Below are 18,764 nucleotides of genomic sequence, written 5' to 3'. Positions count from 1 at the left end.
CGGGATCCGGCGCCGCTCTCCCGAGCGGCGGCGCCGGTCAGGCGTCCGTCAGAGCGTGACGGCCACGGTGCGCGAGGTGGTCTGGCCGTTGGCCGGCACGGCGATCGGCGCCAGCGTGCCGTACACGTCGATGTTCTCCAGCACGCTCGAATCGCCCAGGGTGAGCACGCTGTAGGTGGTGTGGACCTGCGCGTTCGTGTTGTTGATCAGCCAGGCGTAGTTGATGTTGACGGTGCAGGTGGCGGTGCTGCCGCTGCGCGTGGCCTTGACCGTCTTCTGGTTGACGACCGTGGTGCCGGTCATGTCCAGCACGGTGGCCGACTGGGTGCAATGGATCGGCCAGTCCGCCGGCACCGACGACTTGAGCGTGATGTTGATGCGCAGGCTCAGCGTGCCGCCGTAGGTGCCCACGGCCAGCGGGTCCAGGTCGGTCTGGGCGGCCACTTGCGGCTTGGCGACGAACTGGCCGGTGCGGGCGTCCAGGTAGCCGGGGATCTGGGCCTTCTGGGGGCCGGCCGCCCACGCCGATGTGCTGGCGATCGTCGCCAGCGCCAGGACGGCACGCAGGGAGGTGGATCGAACGTTCATGGAATCTCCGAAAGGCAGGTGATGGAATGTTCGGCGCCCGGCTCGATGGCCGGCACTGCCGGCCACCCGGGCGCGCGCCTGGGTAGCAGCCGCATCATGGCAAAGCGCCCGGTGGCCGCCGTGGCGCCCCCCATGCTGTAGGGATGCGGACAGGCACGTTGGGTAAACTTTCCGCCCACCCAAGACACGCCCCGCCGCCATGACCACGATCCGCCAGGCCGACCTGATCGAGTCGGTCGCTGCTGCCCTGCAGTACATCAGCTACTACCACCCCGCCGACTACATCGCCCACCTGGCGCGTGCCTACGAGCGGGAGGAGTCCGCCGCCGCCAAGGACGCCATTGCCCAGATCCTGACCAACTCGCGCATGTGCGCCGAGGGCCGCCGGCCCATCTGCCAGGACACCGGCATCGTGAACGTGTTCCTGAAGATCGGCATGGACGTGAAGTGGGAAGGCTTCACCGGCTCCATCCAGGACGCCATCGACGAGGGCGTGCGCCGGGGCTACAACCACCCGGACAACCGGCTGCGTGCGTCGGTGCTGTCCGATCCCATCTTCGAGCGCAAGAACACCCGCGACAACACGCCCGCCGTCGTGTTCATGGAGGTGGTGCCGGGCGACAAGCTGGACGTCACGGTCGCCGCCAAGGGTGGCGGCTCGGAGAACAAGTCCAAGGTCTACATGCTCAACCCGTCCGACAACATCGTCGACTGGGTGCTCAAGACCGTGCCCACCATGGGCGCCGGCTGGTGCCCGCCCGGCATGCTGGGCATCGGCGTGGGCGGCACGGCGGAGAAGGCCGCCCTGCTGGCCAAGGAAGCGCTGATGGACGACATCGACATGTACGAGCTGCTGCAGCGCGGCCCGCAGAACAAGCTCGAGGAACTGCGCATCGAGCTCTACGAGAAGGTCAATGCGCTGGGCATCGGCGCGCAGGGCCTGGGCGGCCTGACCACCGTGCTGGACGTCAAGATCAAGACCTATCCCACGCACGCCGCCTCCAAGCCGATCGCCATGATCCCGAACTGCGCGGCCACCCGGCATGCGCACTTCGTGATGGACGGCTCCGGGCCGGTGTACCTGGATCCGCCCAGCCTGGACCTCTGGCCCAACGTGAACTGGGCGCCGGACTACAACAAGTCCAAGCGGGTGGACCTCAACACGCTGACGAAGGAGGAAGTGGCCAGCTGGACCCCCGGCCAGACGCTGCTGCTCAACGGCCGCATGCTCACCGGCCGCGACGCCGCCCACAAGCGCATCCAGGACATGCTGGCGGCCGGGCAGCCGCTGCCGGTGGACTTCACCAACCGCGTCATCTACTACGTGGGCCCGGTCGATCCGGTGCGCGACGAGGTGGTCGGCCCGGCCGGCCCCACCACGGCCACGCGCATGGACAAGTTCACGCGCATGATGCTGGACAAGACCGGCCTCATCGCCATGGTCGGCAAGGCCGAGCGCGGCCCGGAGGCCATCGCCGCCATCAAGGACGCCAGGAGCGCCTACCTGATGGCCGTGGGCGGCTCGGCCTACCTGGTCTCGAAGGCCATCAAGGCCGCCAAGGTGGTGGGCTTCGAGGACCTGGGCATGGAGGCCATCTACGAATTCGACGTGGTGGACATGCCCGTGACCGTCGCCGTGGACGCCGGTGGCACCAGCGCCCATGTCGAGGGCCCGAAGACCTGGCAGGCGAAGATCGGCAAGATCCCGGTGGCGGTGGCCTGAACCGGTGCGCCGGGCCTCAGGCCCGGCGCAGCACCCGCTGCGGGAACGGGATCTCCACGCCCGCGGCCTCGAGGCAGCGCAGCACCGCCAGGTTCACCTCCGAGCGGGCGTTGCCCGTGCCGTTCTCCGGGTCGCCGATCCAGAAGTTCAGCGTCAGCTCCAGGCCGTCGGCGGCAAACGCCGACAGCTGCACGCCAGGGCCCGGGTCCTGCAGCACGCGCGGCACCTGGGCGATGGCCTCCACCAGGCGCGGGAACAGCGTCTCCAGCGCCGTGCCATAGGCGACCTGCACGGTGGACTGCAGCAGCACCTTCGGGTCCGCCAGCGACGAGTTCTCCACCCGCTGGGTGATCAGCAGCTCGTTGGGCACGATGGACTCGCGGCCGTTGAGCGCCCGGATCACCGTGTACCGGGTGGCAATGTCCGTGATGCGGCCCTCGAAGCCGTCCACGCGCACCATGTCGCCGATGCGCAGCGAGCGCTCCGCCAGGATCACGAAGCCGCTGACGTAGTTGGCCGCCAGCTTCTGCAGGCCGAAGCCGAGGCCCACGCCGATGGCGCCGCCCAGCACCGACAGGGCCGTGAGGTCGATGCCCACCGCCGTGAGCGCGAGCAGCAGGCCGATGAAGGTGAGCAGGGCGCGCACGGCATTGGCCGCCGCCTTGCGCAGCGACAGCTGCTCGCCGAAGGCGCCCTTGAGCAGCCGCGCCTCGATGGCGGCGGACACCCACAGCACCAGCACCAGGACGAAGCCGGCGACCAGCGCCCCTTCGATGAGGCTGCGCACGGACACCGTGGCGCCGCCCATCTTCCAGTGGATGGCGTCGAGCTCCTCCAGCACGACGGGCAGCAGGCCGGTGATCCAGCCCACCACGGCCAGCCAGGCCAGCCAGGAGATGGTGCGCTCGGCGACGCGCACGAGGCGCGAGCTCGGGAAGGCGGCCGACAGCACGCGCACCGACAGGCGGATGACGGCGAACGACAGCAGCACCGGCAGCGCCACCTTGAACACCGCCAGCGGCACCTCGAGCGCGCGCAGCGCCACCTGGGCGGCGTAGGCAGACGCCAGCGCGAGCGCCGGGAACAGCACCCCATCGACGATGCGCCGGCCGAACCAGACCGACTGCGCCGGCACCTGCGGCCCGCGCACCAGCCGCACCGCCAGCCAGGCGAGCGTGAGGCAGCCGGCGACCGCGGCGAGTTCGACCCAGGCGCTGCGGTGGGTCAGCGCCGCGAACAGTTCATCCAGGGTGACGGCAGGCAGGGGAGACGGTCGGGACATGGCCCGATTGTCTCAGCGCCGCCGCGAGCGCCGCCGGGTCAGACGCCGGCCAGCGCCCGCAGGTGCGCCGCCACGCTGCGCGCCAGCGCGCTCAGCGCATAACCGCCTTCCAGGCAGGACACGATGCGGCCGCCCGCATGGCGCCGGGCCACGTCCATCAGGCGCAGCGTGATCCACTCGTAATCCGCTTCGACCAGCCCCAGCTGGCCGAGGTCGTCCTCGCGGTGCGCATCGAAGCCGGCCGAGATGAAGATCATCTGCGGCCGGAAGTCGTCCAGGCGGGGCATCCAGTTGGCCTCGATCAGCTCGCGGATCTCGCCACCGCGCGTGTAGGCGGGGATCGGCAGGTTGACCATGTTCGTGCCCAGCGGCACGCCGCCCGAGTACGGGTAGATCTGGTCCTGGAAGAAGCTGACCATCAGCACGCGGTCATCGCCGGCGATGATGTCCTCGGTGCCGTTGCCGTGGTGCACGTCGAAGTCGATGATCGCCACGCGGTCGAGCCCGCGCACGTCCAGCGCATGGCGCGCCGCCACGGCCACGTTGTTGAAGAAGCAGAAGCCCATCGCGGCCGCCCGCGTGGCGTGGTGGCCCGGCGGGCGCACGGCGCAGAAGGCGTTCTCCGCCCGCCCGTCGATCACCGCGTCGGTGGCGGCCACGGCCGCGCCGGCCGCGCGCAGCGCCGCCTGCCAGGTGGCCGGGCACACCGTGGTGTCGGGGTCGAGCGCACGGTGTTCACCCGTGGCCTCGGCCTGCTGCATGAACTCGGCGAGCTCCAGCAGGTAACCCTCGGCATGGGCCAGCATCAGGTCCTCGTGGCGCGCCAGCGGCGCGTCCACCCGCTGCAGCGCGATGTCCAGGCCGGTGGCCAGCAGGTGGTCCTCGATCGCGTCCAGCCGGGCGGGACATTCGGGGTGGCCGCGGCCCATGTCGTGGGCGCGGCAGTCGGCATGCGTGAAGTAGGCAGTGGTCATGGCAGGAGCCCAGGGCGAGGGGGTCTCGTTCCGGGTTATCGTCTTGACACCATGATGAGCGCCGAACTCCAGTCGCGATTGATCGCCCTCAAGGATCAGATTAACACGGTGATCGTGGGCAAGGCCGCGCAGGTGGACGACAGCATCGCCTGCCTGCTGGCGGGCGGCCACCTGCTCGTGGAAGACGTGCCCGGCGTCGGCAAGACCACCCTGGCGCATGCCCTGGCCCTGTCGCTGGGGCTGCAGTTCGCGCGCGCCCAGTTCACCGCGGATCTCCTGCCCAGCGACCTGGTCGGCGTGAGCGTGTACGAGCGGGCCAAGGAAGAGTTCGTGTTCCACCCCGGCCCGGTGTTCTCGCAGGTGCTGCTGGCCGACGAGATCAACCGCGCGGGCCCCAAGACGCAGAGCGCGCTGCTGGAAGCCATGGAGGAGCACCAGGTCAGCGTGGACGGCCGCACCCTGCCGCTGCCCGCGCCGTTCTTCGTCATCGCCACCCAGAACCCCACCGACCAGCTGGGCACCTACCCGCTGCCGGAAAGCCAGCTCGACCGCTTCCTGCTGTGCATCACGCTGGGCTACCCCGACCAGCGGGCCGAGCGCGCGCTGCTGAGCGGGGAGGACCGGCGCGACACCCTGGCACGCCTGCAGCCGGTGATGCGCGTGGACGATCTGCTGGCGCTGATGGCGGCGGTGCCGCAGGTGCACGCGTCGGCCGCCTTGCTGGACTACCTGCAGGCGCTGATCGCGGCCACACGCTCGGGCCGCTGGTTCATCGACGGCATGTCGCCGCGCGCCGGCCTGGGCGTGCTGCGCGTGGCACGGGCCCGGGCCCTGATGGCCGGGCGCGACCATGTGATCCCGGACGACCTGCAGGCCATCCTGCCGCAGGCCATCGGCCACCGCCTGCTCCCGGTGCCGGGCGCCGGGCGGGGCCGCCGTGAGCAGGTGCGGGCCATGGTCGAGGCGGTGCCCCTCCCCTGAGGCGGTGGGTCGCATGGCCAGTCCCCGCTCGCCTTGGCGCGCCCGCTGGCAGGCCTGGTGGGAGGCCCGGCACCGCCCCACCGACCGCTGGCAGCTGGGCCAGCGCAACATCTACATCCTGCCCACGCGCGCCGGGCTGGCGTTCGGCCTCACCCTGCTGCTGCTGCTGGTGGCGTCCATCAACTACCAGCTCAGCCTGGGCTACGCGCTCACCTTCCTGCTCTCCGGCAGCGCACTGGTGTCCATGCACCTCACGCACGCGAGCCTGCGAGGGCTGACGCTGCATGTGCGTCCCCCGGCGCCCGCCTTCGCGGGGGATGCGGTGGCACTGGAGATCGTCGCCACCAATCCTGGCACGGTGCGCCATGGCGTGGCCGTGGGCGTGCATGCGCGGGGCGCCGAAGGCCTGGCCTGGGGCGAGCTGGCCGCGATGGGGCAGACGACCATCGCCATCGCCGTCGCGCCGCTGGCGCGCGGGCTGCATGCCCTGCCGCTGATGCGGGTGGAGACCCGCTTTCCCTTCGGGCTGTTTCGCGCCTGGTCCACCTGGCGGCCGACGGGGCAGCTGTGCGTCTACCCGCGTCCCGAGGCCCCGTGGCCCGCCCTCCCTGTGGCCGGCCCGGCACACGACGGACCGGCGGCCGGCGGGCGGCGACAGGGCGGTGGCGAGTTCGACGGCCTGCGCCCATGGCGCCGTGGCGACACCCTGCGGCAGCTCGCCTGGAAGGCCTATGCACGCAGCGGCGAGCTGGTCAGCCGGGACAGCCGGCTGCCCGCGCGGCGCGACCTGTGGCTCGACTGGGCCCAGTGTGGCCTGCCTGACACCGAGTCACGCCTGTCGCGCCTGGCGGCCTGGGTGATGCGGGCCGAGCGCGAGGGTGTCAGCTACGGCCTGCGCCTGCCGGGCCAGGAGCTGCCCAGCGGAGCCGGCCCCGCGCATCGCCAGGCGGCGCTCACGGCCCTGGCGGCCTGGCACTGACCATGGCGAGCGCCCACCCCGCCGTCGGCCTGCCCGCCTGGCGCGCCGCCCTCGCCGGGACCAGCCGCGACACCCGCGACACGCTCTTCATGCTGGCCGTCATCGGCTGGACCATCCTGCCGCACCTGCTGCGCCTCGCGCCGTGGGTGGCGGTGCTGTGCACCAGCGTGCTGGCCTGGCGCGCCCGACTCGCGTGGCGGCAGGCCGCCCTGCCGGGCCGCGGCTGGCTGGTGCTCACGCTGGCGGTGGCGGTCGGCCTCACGCTGCTCACCGAACGCACGCTGTTCGGCCGCCAGGCCGGCGTGACGCTGCTGGTCGTGCTGATGGCCTTGAAGACCCTGGAGCTGCGCGCCCGGCGCGACGCGCTGGTCGTGTTCTTCCTGGGCTTCTTCCTGGTGCTCACCCAGTTCCTCTATTCCCAGTCCGCCCTCACGGCCGTCGCCATGGGCCTGTCCGTGTGGGGCTGGCTCACCGCCCTGACGCTGGCGCACATGCCCACCGGGCGACCCGCGCTGCGCACGGCCGCCGCGGTGGCGGGCCGCGCGGCGCTGCTGGGCACGCCCATCATGGTGGCCCTGTTCCTGCTCTTCCCGCGCATCGGGCCGCTCTGGGCCATGCCCGGCGCGGGGGCGCGCACCGGCCTGTCCGACACCCTCCAGCTGGGCGATGTGGCGCAGCTGGCCAACGACGACAGCATCGCACTGCGGCTGCGGTTCACGGGCCGCCCGCCGGCGGCGGAGGCGCTGTACTTCCGCGGCCCTGTGCTGAGCGAGTACGACGGTGTGCGCTGGCGCGTGGACCCGTTCGCGCCGCTGCGGGCCGGCTCCGGGCCCTCGCCCGCGGAAAGCCAGGCGCCCCGGTATGCCTACGACATGGTGCTGGAGCCGCTGCGCGTGCCCTGGCTGCCGCTGCTGGACGGCACGCGGGCGCTGCCGGCCTCCTCCTCGCCGCTGGCCCTGCTGCCCGGCCAGCCCGATGCCGAGGGCCAGTGGCGGCTGGCCCGGCCGCTCGGGGAGCGGGTGCAGGTCTCGGCGCAGGCGGACCTGCAGCCGCCGGCCACCGCCGCGCTGCGGCCGGCCGAACGCCGCGCCCTGGTGGCCTTGCCGGCCGGCCGACACCCCCGCCTGCAGGCCTGGGCCCGGACGGTGCAGGCGCGCCTGGGCGCCTCGGCGGACAGCGGCGCGCGCGTCGCCGCGCTGCTGGCCTACATCCGGCGCCAGCCCTTCGTGTACACCCTCGCGCCGGGCAGCTACGGCGACGACCCGGTGGACGAGTTCTGGTTCGACCGCCGCGCCGGCTTCTGCGAGCACTACGCCTCCGCGGTCGCCATCGGCCTGCGGGCCATGGGTGTGCCGGCACGCATCGTCACCGGCTACCAGGGCACCGACCAGCTGGCCGTGGACGGCTGGTACGCCGTGCGCCAGAGCCACGCGCACGCCTGGGTCGAGTACTGGGACGACGCGCGCGGCTGGGCGCGGGCCGATCCGACCGCCGCCGTCGCCCCCGAGCGCATCCTGCGCAGCGAGGCGCTGGAGCCGCCACCCGGGCTGTTCGGCGGCGCCATGGAGGCCGTGACGCCCGGCCTGCGCCAGCAGCTGCGGCGCTGGGCCGAGGGACTGGACCAGCGCTGGTCGCAGTGGGTGCTCGGCTACGGCAAGCGCGAGCAGTTCCAGCTGCTGGGGCGGCTGGGCGTGGAATCGCCCGACCCCGCCACGGTGGCCCGGGTGCTGGTGGGCCTGCTGGCCGCCGCCGGCCTGGCCGGGGCGGTGTGGGCCTGGCTGGACGGCCGGCGGCGCAGTCCCTGGCAGCGCCTGCGCAGCCGCATCGCCCGCCGACTGGCCGTGCACGGCGTGCCCCTGGCCCCATCGGACAGCCTGCGCACCCTGGCCGGGCGCCTGCAGGCCCGGCACGGCGGCGTCGCGCAGGCCGCGGCCGACGCACTGCTGGCGCTCGAAGGGCACCGCTACGGCCGCTCGGCGCAGGAAGGCCTGCCCGCCGGGTGGTGGGCCGGCTTCGATGCGGCGCTGTCCCGGGTGCCCCGGGATAATCGCGCCCGATGAAGTTCCGAGTCTCTCGCCTGGTGGCCGCAGCGCCGCTGCTGGCCGGCCTGGCTGCGCCCACCACCGCCTCCGCGGCCCCTGCCCGCCCGGCCGCACCCGCGGTGCGCCACGACAGCGCCCCCGACATCGTGCAGTACGGCCGGCGCGACGATGTGGTCGCCTTCGCCCGCCACGCCGCGGAGCAGCGCGGGTTCGATGCCGACTGGGCCATCGCGCAGCTGGCGCAGGCGCGCTACCAGCCCAGCGTCGCTCGGCTGGTGATGCCGGCGGCCACGCCGTCCGCCAAGAACTGGTCCGCCTACCGCGAGCGCTTCATCGAGCCGCAGCGCATCCAGGCCGGCCTGCGCTGGTGGCAGGCCAACGAGGCGCCCTTGCAGCGCGCCCAGGAACGCTGGGGCGTGCCGGCCGAGATGGTGGTGGCCATCGTCGGCGTGGAGACCTTCTACGGCCGCATTCGCGGCCACTACAAGGTGATCGACGCCCTGGCCACGCTGTCCTTCGATTTCCCCACCGGCCGGTCCGACCGCAGCGGCTTCTACCGGGCAGAGCTCGAGGCCTTCCTGCACTGGTGCGCCACCGAGGGCCGCGATCCGCAGTCGGTCAAGGGCTCGTACGCCGGTGCCATGGGCCTGCCGCAGTTCATGCCCAGCACCCTGCTGCGCTATGCGGTGGATTTCGACGACGACGGCCGCATCGACCTCGAGCAGAGCGCGGCGGACACCGTCGGCAGCATCGCCCACTACTTCGCCCAGTTCGGCTGGCAGCAGGGCATGCCCACCCACTACGGCGTGCGCCCCCCCGAGGAGGCGGACGACCGCGCCGTGCTGCTGGCACCCGACATCGTGCCGAGCTTCACCACGGCCCAGTTCGCCGAGCGCGGCGCCCTGCTCGACGAGGCGGGTCGTCGCCACGAGGGGCCGCTGGCCCTGGTGCAGCTGTTCAACGGCGACGCACCGCCCAGCTATGTGGCCGGCACGCGCAACTTCTACGTCGTCACGCGCTACAACTGGTCCAGCTACTACGCGCTGGCGGTGATCGAGCTGGCCCGGGCGCTCAAGCAGATGCGACCGCCGGCCGAGGCGCCGGCCGCGGCCGGCCTGGCGCCCGTGCCCGCTCAGGCCGGCAGCCAGCTGCCCCCGGCCGCCAGCCAGTCGCAGCCGTAGACCGACTGCAGCGTCGGCGCGTCCAGCATCTGCGCCACCGGGCCGGCGCGCCAGCGGCCGTCGCCCCAGAGCGCCAGCACATGGGTGGCGGCGCGCCCCACCCAATGGATGTCGTGGCTGCTGGCTACCCATGCGCGCCCGGCGCGCTCGCCGGCCCAGCCCGCCAGCCAGCGGGCCACCACGCCCTGGTGGGTGGGGTCCTGGAAGGCAATGGGCTCGTCCAGCAGCATGAGCGCGGCGCCCTGGGCCGCCGTCTGGGCCAGCGCCACGCGCTGCCGCTCGCCGCCGGACAGCTGGGTCACCGCCCGGTCGGCCAGCTCGGCCACGTCGAGGGCCGCCAGCACGGCCAGCGGGTCCGCGTCCGCGCCGGGCTGCACCACGGACAGCTCCATCAGCCGCCGCACCGGCAGCGCGAAACGGTCCGCGGCCTGCTGCGGCATCCACGCGCGCCAGGCGGCGGCCTCCGCCGCCGACCAGTCCGCCTGCGGCCGGCCCGCCCAGCGCACCTCGCCGGCGCGGCCCGGCACGCCCAGGCCGGCCAGCGCGCGCAGCAGGCTGCTCTTGCCCGCGGCATTGCGGCCGATCAGGCACCAGCGCTCGCCCGCGTGCACCCGCCAATTCAGGCCCTGCAGCAGGCAGCGCCCGCCCGCACGCAGCGTCAGGCCGCGGGTCTCCAGCAGCGGGCCGGCGCCGGCGCTCACCGTGGCCCCCGCAGCAGCAGGGCGATGAAGCACGGGGCGCCCACCAGCGCCATCACGGCGCCCACCGGCAACTCCATCGGGGCCACCGCCGTGCGCGACAACAGGTCGGCCGCCACCAGCAGCGTGGCCCCGCCCACGGCCGACAGGCCGGCCAGCTCGCGCGTGTCGTGCACGCCCAGCAGCCGCCAGGCCTGCGGCACCACCAGGCCGACGAAGCCGATGGCCCCGGCCGTCGAGACGGCGAGTCCCACCGCGAGCGAGGCCGCCACCAGCAGCTCCAGACGCAGCCGGCGCACGGGCTCGCCCAGCAGGCCCGCCGCCTCGGCACCCAGCATCAGCCGGTCCACCGAGCGGCCGCGGGCGGCCAGCCACCCGAGCAGGGCCAGGGCCCCGGCCAGCGCCATGCCGCGGTCCTGCGCGGCAGACAGGTCGCCCACCAGCCAGAAGATGGCGCCGCGCAGGCGCTCGTCCGGCGTGAGCATGAGCAGCAAGGTGGCCACGGCCCCGAACAGGGCCGCGAGCATGGCCCCCACCAGGATCAACCGTGGCGAAGCGTCGTCGGTGGTGGCCAGCGCCGAACGCGCCAGCAGCAGCAGCAGCGCGCCGGCCGCCAGCGCGCCCCCGCCGGCACCCGCCCACAGGGGCAGGCCCGCCAGCAGCGCCGCCAGCGCGCCCACCGAGGCGCCGCCCGAGGTGCCCAGCACGTAGGGGTCGGCCAGGGGGTTGCGCAGCAGCACCTGCATCACCAGGCCGGCCAGCGCCAGCAGTGCGCCCACGCCGGCCGCGGCCAGCACCCGCGGGCCGCGCAGCAGGCGCACGAGCTCCGGGTCCCAGCCACCGCTGCCGGCCAGCACCGCCGCCAGCACCACGCCGGTGGCGGCACCGAGGGCCAGGCTCCAGCGCAGGACAGGGGGCAGCAGGGGCACGGCAGGGGGGCGCAAGGCAGGGCGGGGCAAGGCGGCGGGCATGCTAGCACCGGCCCCTCGCGACCGCCCCTCTACAATGGCCGCTCCTCCCACCGCCACGCCCTGGCCCATGTCTCGCCTGCCGGAACTTGCCGAGCGCATCGACCGCCTCGTGCTGCGCCACGAGGAGCTCGCACGCACCAACGCGCTGCTCGCCGAACAGCTGCAGGCCATGACCGCGGAGCGCGACAGCCTGCGCTCCCGGCTGGCCGCCGCCCGGGCGCGCATCGACGCCTTGCTGGACCGCCTGCCCACCGAACGCAGCCCGCAGGCCGGAGCCGGCGAATGAAGCAGATCGAAGTCACCATCCTCGGCCAGAGCTACCTGCTCGGCTGCCCCGAAGGCGGCGAGGCCCTGCTGCACGCGGCCGTGGCCACGGTGGACCAGGAGATGAGCGCCATCCGCGACGCGGGCAAGGTGAAGGCGCGTGAGCGCATGGCGGTGCTGGCCGCGCTGAACCTGGCGTACCGGCTGGCCGAGCGGCCGGCCCCGGCGCCGTCCGTGGCATCCCGGGCCGCGCCCGCGGCGAGCGAGGGGACCCCCACCGACGGCGAGCCGTCCGAGGCCCTCATCGCGTCGCTGATCATGCGCGTGGACGGCATCCTTGGCAACGACGGCCAACTCCTCTGACGCCGCGGCGTGGTTTCCTACGCCAGGGTCACCCGGCTCGGCCTAGAATGGACCCGTCCATCGCATCCGCGTGGGTTTTATATTTCCTTGAACCGATGCTCATATGAGCCGGGGCTTGGAACATTGCCCGGTTGGTGTGATCGTCTCGCGTCAGATGAACCCGACGCCGGTGCTGACCTCGCCCACCTGAATCCCCTGGGTTCAGGAATGCGGCCCACGGTTTGCGGTGGACACCCCTCCCCCTGATCCCCTCCTGCTTCCCGCCTGGCCGCCGGTGTGCACGCCGTGCCCGGCCACGGCGCCCTGCCCTGCGCGATGACACAGTTCTGGCTGATGAAGAGCGAGCCCGACGAGGCGTCGATCGACCACCTCGCCGCCGCCCCTGGCCAGACACTGCCGTGGACAGGCGTGCGCAACTACCAGGCCCGCAACTTCATGCGCGACACCATGCGCGTGGGCGATGGCGTGCTGTTCTACCACTCGTCCTGCGCCGAGCCGGGCGTGGCCGGGCTGGCGCGTGTCGCCAGCGCCGCCTACCCGGACGCCACCCAGTTCGACCCGGCGAGCCCCTGGTTCGATGCGAAGTCCACGCGTGAGCGGCCGCGCTGGCTGCACGTGGACGTGACGCTGGTGCGCAAGACCCGGCTGCTCAGCCTGCGCGAGATGCGCCAGGCGCCCGCGCTGGCCACCATGCAGCTGCTCAAGCCGGGCAACCGGCTGTCGATCACGCCGGTCACGGCCCCCGAATGGCAGGCCGTCCTGGCGCTGCTCGACGCTTCCTGACGCCTTTCCGATGGACCTCCTCGCCCTCTTCCCCCCGCTGCTCGTCGTCGAGCTGCTCGCGCTCGGCCTGGCCGCCGGCTTCCTGGCTGGCCTGTTCGGCATCGGCGGCGGCATGCTGATGGTGCCCTTTCTCACCTTCATCCTCAGCCACCGCGGCGTGGCACCCGGCATGGCGGTGAAGATGGCCATCGCCACCTCCATGGCCACCATCGTGTTCACGTCGTTGTCCAGCGTGCGCGCCCACCACCGGCGCGGCGCCGTGCGCTGGGACATCGTGCGCGGCATGGCCCCCGGGATCTTCGCCGGCGGGCTGCTGGCCGGTGCCGGCGCGTTCGCGTTGCTCAAGGGCCAGGCGCTGGCGCTGGTGTTCGGCCTGTTCGTCGCCTTCTCCGCCACGCAGATGCTGCGCGGCAAGAAACCCGCGGCCAGCCGCCAGATGCCCGGCTGGCCGGGCCAGACGGCCGCCGGCACCGGCATCGGCTTCGTGTCCGGGCTGGTGGGCGCGGGCGGCGGTTTCCTCAGCGTGCCTTTCATGACCTGGTGCAACGTGCCCATCCACAACGCGGTGGCCACCAGCGCGGCGCTGGGGCTGCCCATCGCCCTGGCCAGCACCGCCGGCTACGTGGTGGGCGGCTGGGCCTTGCCGCCCGCCCTGCCGGGCGCCGCCGGCTACCTGTTCCTGCCGGCCCTGGCGGTGATCGCCGTCGCGAGCGTGTCCATGGCGCCGCTGGGCGCGCGCGCCGCCCATGCGCTGAACGTCGCGCAGCTCAAGCGCGCGTTCGCCGTGCTGCTCTACGGCCTGGCCGCCTACATGCTGGCCAAGGCCTTCACGGCCTGACACGGCGCAGCGCATGGCGGACCATCGATTCGACGCCGTCGTCGTCGGCGCCGGCGCGGCGGGCCTGTTCTGCGCCGCCCAGGCGGGCCAGCGCGGGCTGCGCGTGCTGCTGGTCGACCACGCCGCCAAGGTGGCGGAGAAGATCCGCATCTCCGGCGGCGGCCGCTGCAACTTCACCAACCGCGACGCCTCCCCGGCGCAGTTCCTTTCCGGCAACCCGCACTTCTGCCGCTCCGCCCTGGCGCGCTACGGCGCGGCCGATTTCATCGCCCTGGTGCAGCGCCATGGCATCGCCTTCCACGAGAAGCACAAGGGCCAGCTGTTCTGCGACCACTCGGCCGAGGACATCATCGCCATGCTGCTGCGCGAATGCGAGGCGGGCGGGGTCACGCGCTGGCAGCCGTGCCGGGTGCACGAGGTGCAGCCCGCCGATGGCGGGTGGACCGTGGCCACCGAACGCGGTGGGGTGGCGGCGCCCTCGGTGGTGGTGGCCACCGGCGGCCTGCCGGTGCCGAAGATCGGCGCCACCGACTTCGGCCTGCGGCTGGCCAGCCGGCTGGGACACCGCCTCGTGGAGCCGCGCCCCGCGCTGGTGCCGCTCACCTTCGACGCGGCGGCCTGGGCGCCCTTCGTGCCGATGGCCGGCATCGCCCTGCCGGTGGCCATCTCCACCGACCTGCCCGCCCGCCGCGGCAGCGTGCGCACCACCTTCCACGAGGACCTGCTCTTCACCCACCGCGGCCTCTCGGGCCCGGCGGTGCTGCAGATCTCCAGCTTCTGGCGCCCCGGCCAGGCCATCGAAGTGGACCTGGCACCGGGCCACGACGTGGCGGCCGAGCTGGCCCGGGCCAAGGCCCGCTCGCGCCGCCAGCTCGGCAACGAGCTGGCCACCTGGCTGCCCGGCCGGCTGGCCGACGCCTGGCTGGCCCTGCACGGGCCGGCCGCCGACACCGCCATGCCGCAGCTGCCCGACGCTGCACTGCGCGCGCTGGCCGGCGGGCTGCAGGCCTGGACGCTGCAACCCACCGGCACCGAGGGCTGGCGCAAGGCCGAGGTCATGGCGGGCGGCGTGGACACGCGCGACCTCAGCTCCCAGACCTTGGAAAGCCGCCTGCACGCGGGCCTGCACTTCATTGGCGAGGTGGTCGACGTGACCGGCTGGCTGGGCGGCTACAACTTCCAGTGGGCCTGGTCCAGCGCACACGCCTGCGCCGAGGCCCTGGCCGAGCGCCACGCCGCCCGCGAGGCCAGCATGGCGGACGCCTGAAAAACAGGCTAGAATGCCCGACTTTGCTAGCAAACCGCGTGTCGATCTTGCGTCCACTCGAGTGCGGCTGGCGTGTTCCACGACAGCCGGCGCAAGGCACCGAGCGCATCTTCCCCGAAGGATCCTTCCCCTCATGACGACCATCCGTGTCAAGGAAAACGAGCCGTTCGACGTGGCCCTGCGCCGCTTCAAGCGCACCATCGAAAAGCTGGGTCTGCTGACCGAACTGCGCGCCCGCGAGTTCTACGAGAAGCCCACTTCCGAGCGCAAGCGCAAGAAGGCCGCCGCCGTCAAGCGCCACTACAAGCGCGTGCGCAGCATGCAGCTGCCCAAGAAGCTGTACTGAGCCCGAGCGCTCGTGGCCAGGCTGCCCTGCGGCAGCCACCGCCTTGACCGAAAGCCCGCGCGGGACGCCGTTGCGGGCTTTTGTCGTTTTCAGCCCCTTCCGCCCGCCTGCCCGAAAGACCCCCATGAGCCTGAAAGACCGCATCACCGACGACATGAAGGCCGCCATGCGCGCCAAGGAAGCCGACCGGCTGTCCACCATCCGCATGCTGCTGGCCGCGTGCAAGCAGAAGGAAGTGGACGAACGCATCGAGCTGGACGACGCCGCGGTGGTGGGTATCGTGGACAAGCTCATCAAGCAGCGCAAGGACTCCATCGCCGCCTTCCAGCAGGCCGGCCGCACCGACCTGGCCGACAAGGAGACCGCCGAGGTCGCCGTGCTGTCGGCCTACCTGCCCCAGCGCCTGGGCGCCGAGGAGATCGCCGCGGAAGTGCGTGCGCTCGTGGCCGAGCTGGGCGCCGCCGGCCCCGGCGACATGGGCAAGGTGATGGGCGCGGCCAAGGCCCGCCTGGCCGGCAAGGCCGACATGGCCCTCGTCTCCGCCGCGGTCAAGCAGGCCCTGGCACAGTGAGCGGCATGGACACCTCCCTGCCCCTGCGCCCCGTCGCCGACGACGTGTTCGTCGCCCCCCAGCTCGATGCGGCCGCCATGGCCGAGGTGGCCCGCCTGGGCTTCCGCAGCGTCGTCAACAACCGGCCCGATTTCGAAGGCGGGCCGGACCAGCCCACCAGCGCCGACGTGGAAGCCGCCGCCCTGGCCGCTGGCCTCGCCTACCGCTTCCTGCCGGTCAACGGCGCCTGGCAGTCGCCCGAGCAGATCGCCGCCTTCGGCGCCCTGCTGGCCGAGCTGCCCCGGCCGCTGCTGTGCTTCTGCCGCTCCGGCGCCCGCTCCACCCGCCTGTACCTGAGCGCCACGCAGGGCTGACCGGCGCGGCGTGCAGCGCCCCCCGTTTCAGAGTTCTTTCAGGGCCTGTCTTCTACAGTGCGGTCCAGCTGGGCACGGCTGCCCGTGCCCGGCGATGAGATCCACAGGAGACAACCTTGGCCCCCTTGCTTCGACTTTCCGCCTGGATAGACTCGTTCGACGAGCTGCTGGGCAAGATGATCCGCTGGCTGGTGCTGGCGGCCGTGCTCATCAGCGCCGGCAACGCCATCGTTCGCAAGCTGTTCAACTACAGCTCGAACGGCCTGCTGGAGATCCAGTGGTATCTCTTCGCCGGCGTGTTCATGCTCGGCGTGGGCTACGTGTTCCTGCACAACGCCCATGTGCGCATCGACTTCATCTCCGCCCGGCTCTCGTCGCGCACCAATGCGGTGATCGACGCGCTGGGCATGGTGGTGTTCACCATCCCGCTGTCGATCATCATGATCGCCCTGGGCTGGCCGCTGTTCGAGAACGCCTGGGTCAGCGGTGAGATGAGCCAGAACGCCGGTGGCCTGATCCGCTGGCCGGTGCTGCTGCTCATCCCCGTGGGCTTCGCCCTGCTGCTGCTGCAGTCGGTGTCCGAGCTGATCAAGCGCGTGGCCTACCTCACCGGCCACCGCGACCAGCCATTCAGCGTCATCCATGCCAAGTCGGCCGAGGAAGAGCTCGCCGAGGAACTGGCCGCCGCCGCGGCCGCCGACAAGAACAACACCGCCGGGAGCCGCGCATGAGCCAGTTCGTCGCCGAGAACTTCGTGCCGCTGATGTTCAGCGGCCTGCTGGTCTTCCTGCTCACCGGCATTCCGGTGGCCTTCGGCCTGGCCGCCACCGGCCTGCTGTTCGGTTTCATCGGCATGGAAGTGGGCCTGTTCGGCTCCAACCTGTTCCAGGCACTGCCGCTACGGGTGTTCGGCATCATGCAGAACGACACCCTGCTGGCGATCCCCTTCTTCACCTTCATGGGGATCATCCTGGAGCGCTCCGGGATGGCGGAGGACCTGCTGGAAACCGTGGGCCAGGTGTTCGGCCCGGTGCGCGGCGGCCTGGCCATCGCGGTGATCCTGGTGGGCGCGCTGCTGGCAGCCACCACCGGCGTGGTGGCCGCGGCCGTGATCTCGATGGGCCTGATCTCCCTGCCCATCATGCTGCGCTACGGCTACAACCGCACCATCGCCACCGGCACCATCACGGCGTCGGGCACGCTGGCGCAGGCCATCCCGCCGTCGCTGGTGCTCATCGTGCTGGCCGACCAGCTCGGCCGCTCGGTGGGTGACATGTACGCCGGCGCGCTGGTGCCGGGCGTGGCGCTCGTGGGCCTGTACCTGGCCTTCATCGCCGTGGTGGCCATCGTCAAGCCCTCGTGGGTGCCGGCGCTGCCGCCGGAAGCCCGCATCTACCGCGAGCCCACCGGCGCCAGCGGGCACCGCTCGCTGCTGGTGCTGCTGGCCGTGTGCGGTGCGGCCGGCTGGGCCTGGTCGCAGGTGCACGGGCAGTGGGTCAACGCCTGGATCGAGCGGGCCACGCCCGCCCCCGGCGACGAGGTGCTGATCATGTCGATGACGGTCGCCTCGCTGCTGGCCCTGGCACTCGCGGGCCTGAACCGCCTGCTCAGGCTCGGCCTGCTGTCGCGCCTGGCCGAACGGGTGACCTTCGTGCTCATTCCGCCGCTGGTGCTGATCTTCCTCGTGCTCGGCACCATCTTCCTGGGGATCGCGACGCCGACCGAAGGCGGTGCGATGGGCGCGCTGGGTGCGCTGCTGATGGCAATCGGGCGCCGCCAGCTGTCGTTCAAGCTGCTCAACCAGGCACTGGAGAACACCGCCAAGCTCGCCACCTTCGTGCTGTTCATCCTGATCGGCTCGACCGTGTTCAGCTTCACCTTCAACGCGGCCGACGGCCACGTGTGGGTGGAACACCTGTTCGACAAGCTGCCGGGCGGTGCGCTGGGCTTCCTCATCATCGTCAACCTGCTGATCTTCATCCTCGGCTGCTTCATCGACTTCTTCGAGATCGCCTTCATCGTGATCCCGATGCTGGTGCCGGTGGCCGAGAAGCTGCTGCCGGAGATGCTGCCTGGCGTGCCGGTGGACGCGGTGATGGTGTGGTTCGGTGTGGTCATCGCCATGAACCTGCAGACCTCGTTCCTGACGCCGCCCTTCGGCTTTGCCCTGTTCTACCTGCGCAGCGTGGCGCCCAAGGCCGACTACAAGGACCGCATCACCGGCGAAGCCATCCCTGCGGTGACGACGCCGCAGATCTACAAGGGCTCCATCGCCTTCATCATCCTGCAGCTCATCATGGTGGGTCTCATCATCGCCATGCCAAGCCTGGTCGTGAGCGGCCTCAGCGAGCAGACGCAGGTGGACCCGAACCAGGCACTCGAGCAGCTGATGCAGAGCGACAGCGCCCCCAGCGGCGAGCCTGGCGCCAGCGAGCCGGCGTTCGACCCGATGCAGGGCCTCGGCGACACCCCGGCCAAGCCCTGATCGTCGGCCCGGGGGGGGGGGGCCCCCCCGCCCGCCCCCCCCCCCCCCCCCCCCCCCCCCGCCGCGGCGGCACCC

General features: G+C 72.4%; 20 protein-coding genes. 15 read left to right on the top strand and 5 right to left on the bottom strand.

The window, feature by feature from the left end:
- Window positions 1–48: 48 nt before the first annotated feature.
- Complete coding sequence (locus ACE3UN_RS03175) at window positions 49–588, bottom strand: hypothetical protein (RefSeq protein WP_374673469.1); 540 nt, start codon at window positions 586–588, stop codon at window positions 49–51.
- 199 nt (window positions 589–787) lie between these two features.
- Between ACE3UN_RS03175 and ACE3UN_RS03170 the strand changes: the two genes are divergently transcribed.
- Complete coding sequence (locus tag ACE3UN_RS03170) at window positions 788–2,311, top strand: fumarate hydratase (protein WP_374673468.1); 1,524 nt, start codon at window positions 788–790, stop codon at window positions 2,309–2,311.
- Window positions 2,312–2,327: 16 nt separating this feature from the next.
- Here the strand turns inward: ACE3UN_RS03170 and ACE3UN_RS03165 are convergent, their stop codons facing one another.
- A complete protein-coding gene (locus tag ACE3UN_RS03165; RefSeq protein WP_374673467.1) occupies window positions 2,328–3,593 on the bottom strand; it encodes a mechanosensitive ion channel family protein in 1,266 nt (421 codons plus the stop codon).
- A 38-nt stretch (window positions 3,594–3,631) separates the two neighbouring features.
- Window positions 3,632–4,567: a histone deacetylase family protein gene (locus tag ACE3UN_RS03160; RefSeq protein WP_374673466.1), complete on the bottom strand. Its 936-nt coding sequence runs from the start codon at window positions 4,565–4,567 to the stop codon at window positions 3,632–3,634.
- Between the two features lie 54 nt (window positions 4,568–4,621).
- On the opposite strand from ACE3UN_RS03160, the gene ACE3UN_RS03155 reads away from it, so the two are divergent.
- From ACE3UN_RS03155 to mltB, 4 genes are read left to right on the top strand one after another with little or no spacing between them, the layout of a single operon-like run.
- Window positions 4,622–5,548: an AAA family ATPase gene (locus tag ACE3UN_RS03155; protein ID WP_374673465.1), complete on the top strand. Its 927-nt coding sequence runs from the start codon at window positions 4,622–4,624 to the stop codon at window positions 5,546–5,548.
- Window positions 5,549–5,561: 13 nt separating this feature from the next.
- Window positions 5,562–6,527 (top strand): DUF58 domain-containing protein, encoded by a 966-nt coding sequence (locus ACE3UN_RS03150; RefSeq protein ID WP_374673464.1) that lies wholly within the window; start codon window positions 5,562–5,564, stop codon window positions 6,525–6,527.
- A 2-nt stretch (window positions 6,528–6,529) separates the two neighbouring features.
- Entirely contained in the window at window positions 6,530–8,587 is a 2,058-nt protein-coding gene (locus ACE3UN_RS03145; RefSeq protein WP_374673463.1) for a transglutaminaseTgpA domain-containing protein, read from the top strand.
- Window positions 8,584–9,750, top strand: a complete 1,167-nt coding sequence (gene mltB, locus ACE3UN_RS03140; RefSeq protein ID WP_374673462.1) for a lytic murein transglycosylase B — start codon at window positions 8,584–8,586, stop codon at window positions 9,748–9,750. The genes ACE3UN_RS03145 and mltB overlap by 4 nt, the downstream gene beginning before the upstream one ends.
- Here mltB and ACE3UN_RS03135 read toward each other — a convergent pair.
- Both ACE3UN_RS03135 and ACE3UN_RS03130 read right to left on the bottom strand, forming a co-directional pair.
- Window positions 9,702–10,451 carry an ABC transporter ATP-binding protein gene (locus tag ACE3UN_RS03135; protein WP_374673461.1) on the bottom strand — a complete coding sequence of 250 codons (750 nt, stop codon included), beginning with the start codon at window positions 10,449–10,451 and terminating at the stop codon, window positions 9,702–9,704. The genes mltB and ACE3UN_RS03135 overlap by 49 nt on opposite strands.
- Window positions 10,448–11,392 (bottom strand): FecCD family ABC transporter permease, encoded by a 945-nt coding sequence (locus ACE3UN_RS03130; RefSeq protein ID WP_374673460.1) that lies wholly within the window; start codon window positions 11,390–11,392, stop codon window positions 10,448–10,450. Before ACE3UN_RS03130 ends, ACE3UN_RS03135 begins: the two co-directional genes overlap by 4 nt.
- A gap of 94 nt (window positions 11,393–11,486) precedes the next feature.
- On the opposite strand from ACE3UN_RS03130, the gene ACE3UN_RS03125 reads away from it, so the two are divergent.
- From ACE3UN_RS03125 to ACE3UN_RS03080, 10 genes are all read left to right on the top strand, one after another.
- Window positions 11,487–11,705, top strand: coding sequence for a DUF904 domain-containing protein (locus tag ACE3UN_RS03125; protein WP_374673459.1), 219 nt, complete (start codon window positions 11,487–11,489; stop codon window positions 11,703–11,705).
- Window positions 11,702–12,046 (top strand): cell division protein ZapA, encoded by a 345-nt coding sequence (locus tag ACE3UN_RS03120; RefSeq protein WP_374673458.1) that lies wholly within the window; start codon window positions 11,702–11,704, stop codon window positions 12,044–12,046. Before ACE3UN_RS03125 ends, ACE3UN_RS03120 begins: the two co-directional genes overlap by 4 nt.
- A gap of 315 nt (window positions 12,047–12,361) precedes the next feature.
- Window positions 12,362–12,829, top strand: coding sequence for an EVE domain-containing protein (locus ACE3UN_RS03115; RefSeq protein ID WP_374673457.1), 468 nt, complete (start codon window positions 12,362–12,364; stop codon window positions 12,827–12,829).
- 10 nt (window positions 12,830–12,839) lie between these two features.
- The gene (locus ACE3UN_RS03110) at window positions 12,840–13,667 is read left to right on the top strand and encodes a sulfite exporter TauE/SafE family protein (protein WP_374673456.1); all 828 of its coding nucleotides are present in this window, start codon (window positions 12,840–12,842) and stop codon (window positions 13,665–13,667) included.
- Window positions 13,668–13,680: 13 nt separating this feature from the next.
- Window positions 13,681–14,934, top strand: a complete 1,254-nt coding sequence (locus tag ACE3UN_RS03105; RefSeq protein ID WP_374673455.1) for an NAD(P)/FAD-dependent oxidoreductase — start codon at window positions 13,681–13,683, stop codon at window positions 14,932–14,934.
- Window positions 14,935–15,067: 133 nt separating this feature from the next.
- The gene (rpsU, locus tag ACE3UN_RS03100; RefSeq protein WP_009551973.1) at window positions 15,068–15,280 is read left to right on the top strand and encodes a 30S ribosomal protein S21; all 213 of its coding nucleotides are present in this window, start codon (window positions 15,068–15,070) and stop codon (window positions 15,278–15,280) included.
- Window positions 15,281–15,404: 124 nt separating this feature from the next.
- Complete coding sequence (locus tag ACE3UN_RS03095; protein WP_374673454.1) at window positions 15,405–15,851, top strand: GatB/YqeY domain-containing protein; 447 nt, start codon at window positions 15,405–15,407, stop codon at window positions 15,849–15,851.
- A gap of 5 nt (window positions 15,852–15,856) precedes the next feature.
- A complete protein-coding gene (locus tag ACE3UN_RS03090) occupies window positions 15,857–16,204 on the top strand; it encodes a TIGR01244 family sulfur transferase (protein WP_374673453.1) in 348 nt (115 codons plus the stop codon).
- A 116-nt stretch (window positions 16,205–16,320) separates the two neighbouring features.
- Window positions 16,321–16,935 carry a TRAP transporter small permease subunit gene (locus tag ACE3UN_RS03085; RefSeq protein ID WP_374673452.1) on the top strand — a complete coding sequence of 205 codons (615 nt, stop codon included), beginning with the start codon at window positions 16,321–16,323 and terminating at the stop codon, window positions 16,933–16,935.
- On the top strand, window positions 16,932–18,689 hold the full coding sequence (locus ACE3UN_RS03080; protein WP_374673451.1) for a TRAP transporter large permease subunit: 1,758 nt from the start codon (window positions 16,932–16,934) through the stop codon (window positions 18,687–18,689). Before ACE3UN_RS03085 ends, ACE3UN_RS03080 begins: the two co-directional genes overlap by 4 nt.
- Window positions 18,690–18,764: the final 75 nt, after the last annotated feature.

Source organism: Ideonella sp. (assembly GCF_041918995.1).
Lineage (GTDB): Bacteria > Pseudomonadota > Gammaproteobacteria > Burkholderiales > Burkholderiaceae_C > Ideonella.
The sequence above is the reverse complement of the archived record's forward strand: the minus strand, read 5'-3'. Positions and strand labels throughout refer to the sequence as shown.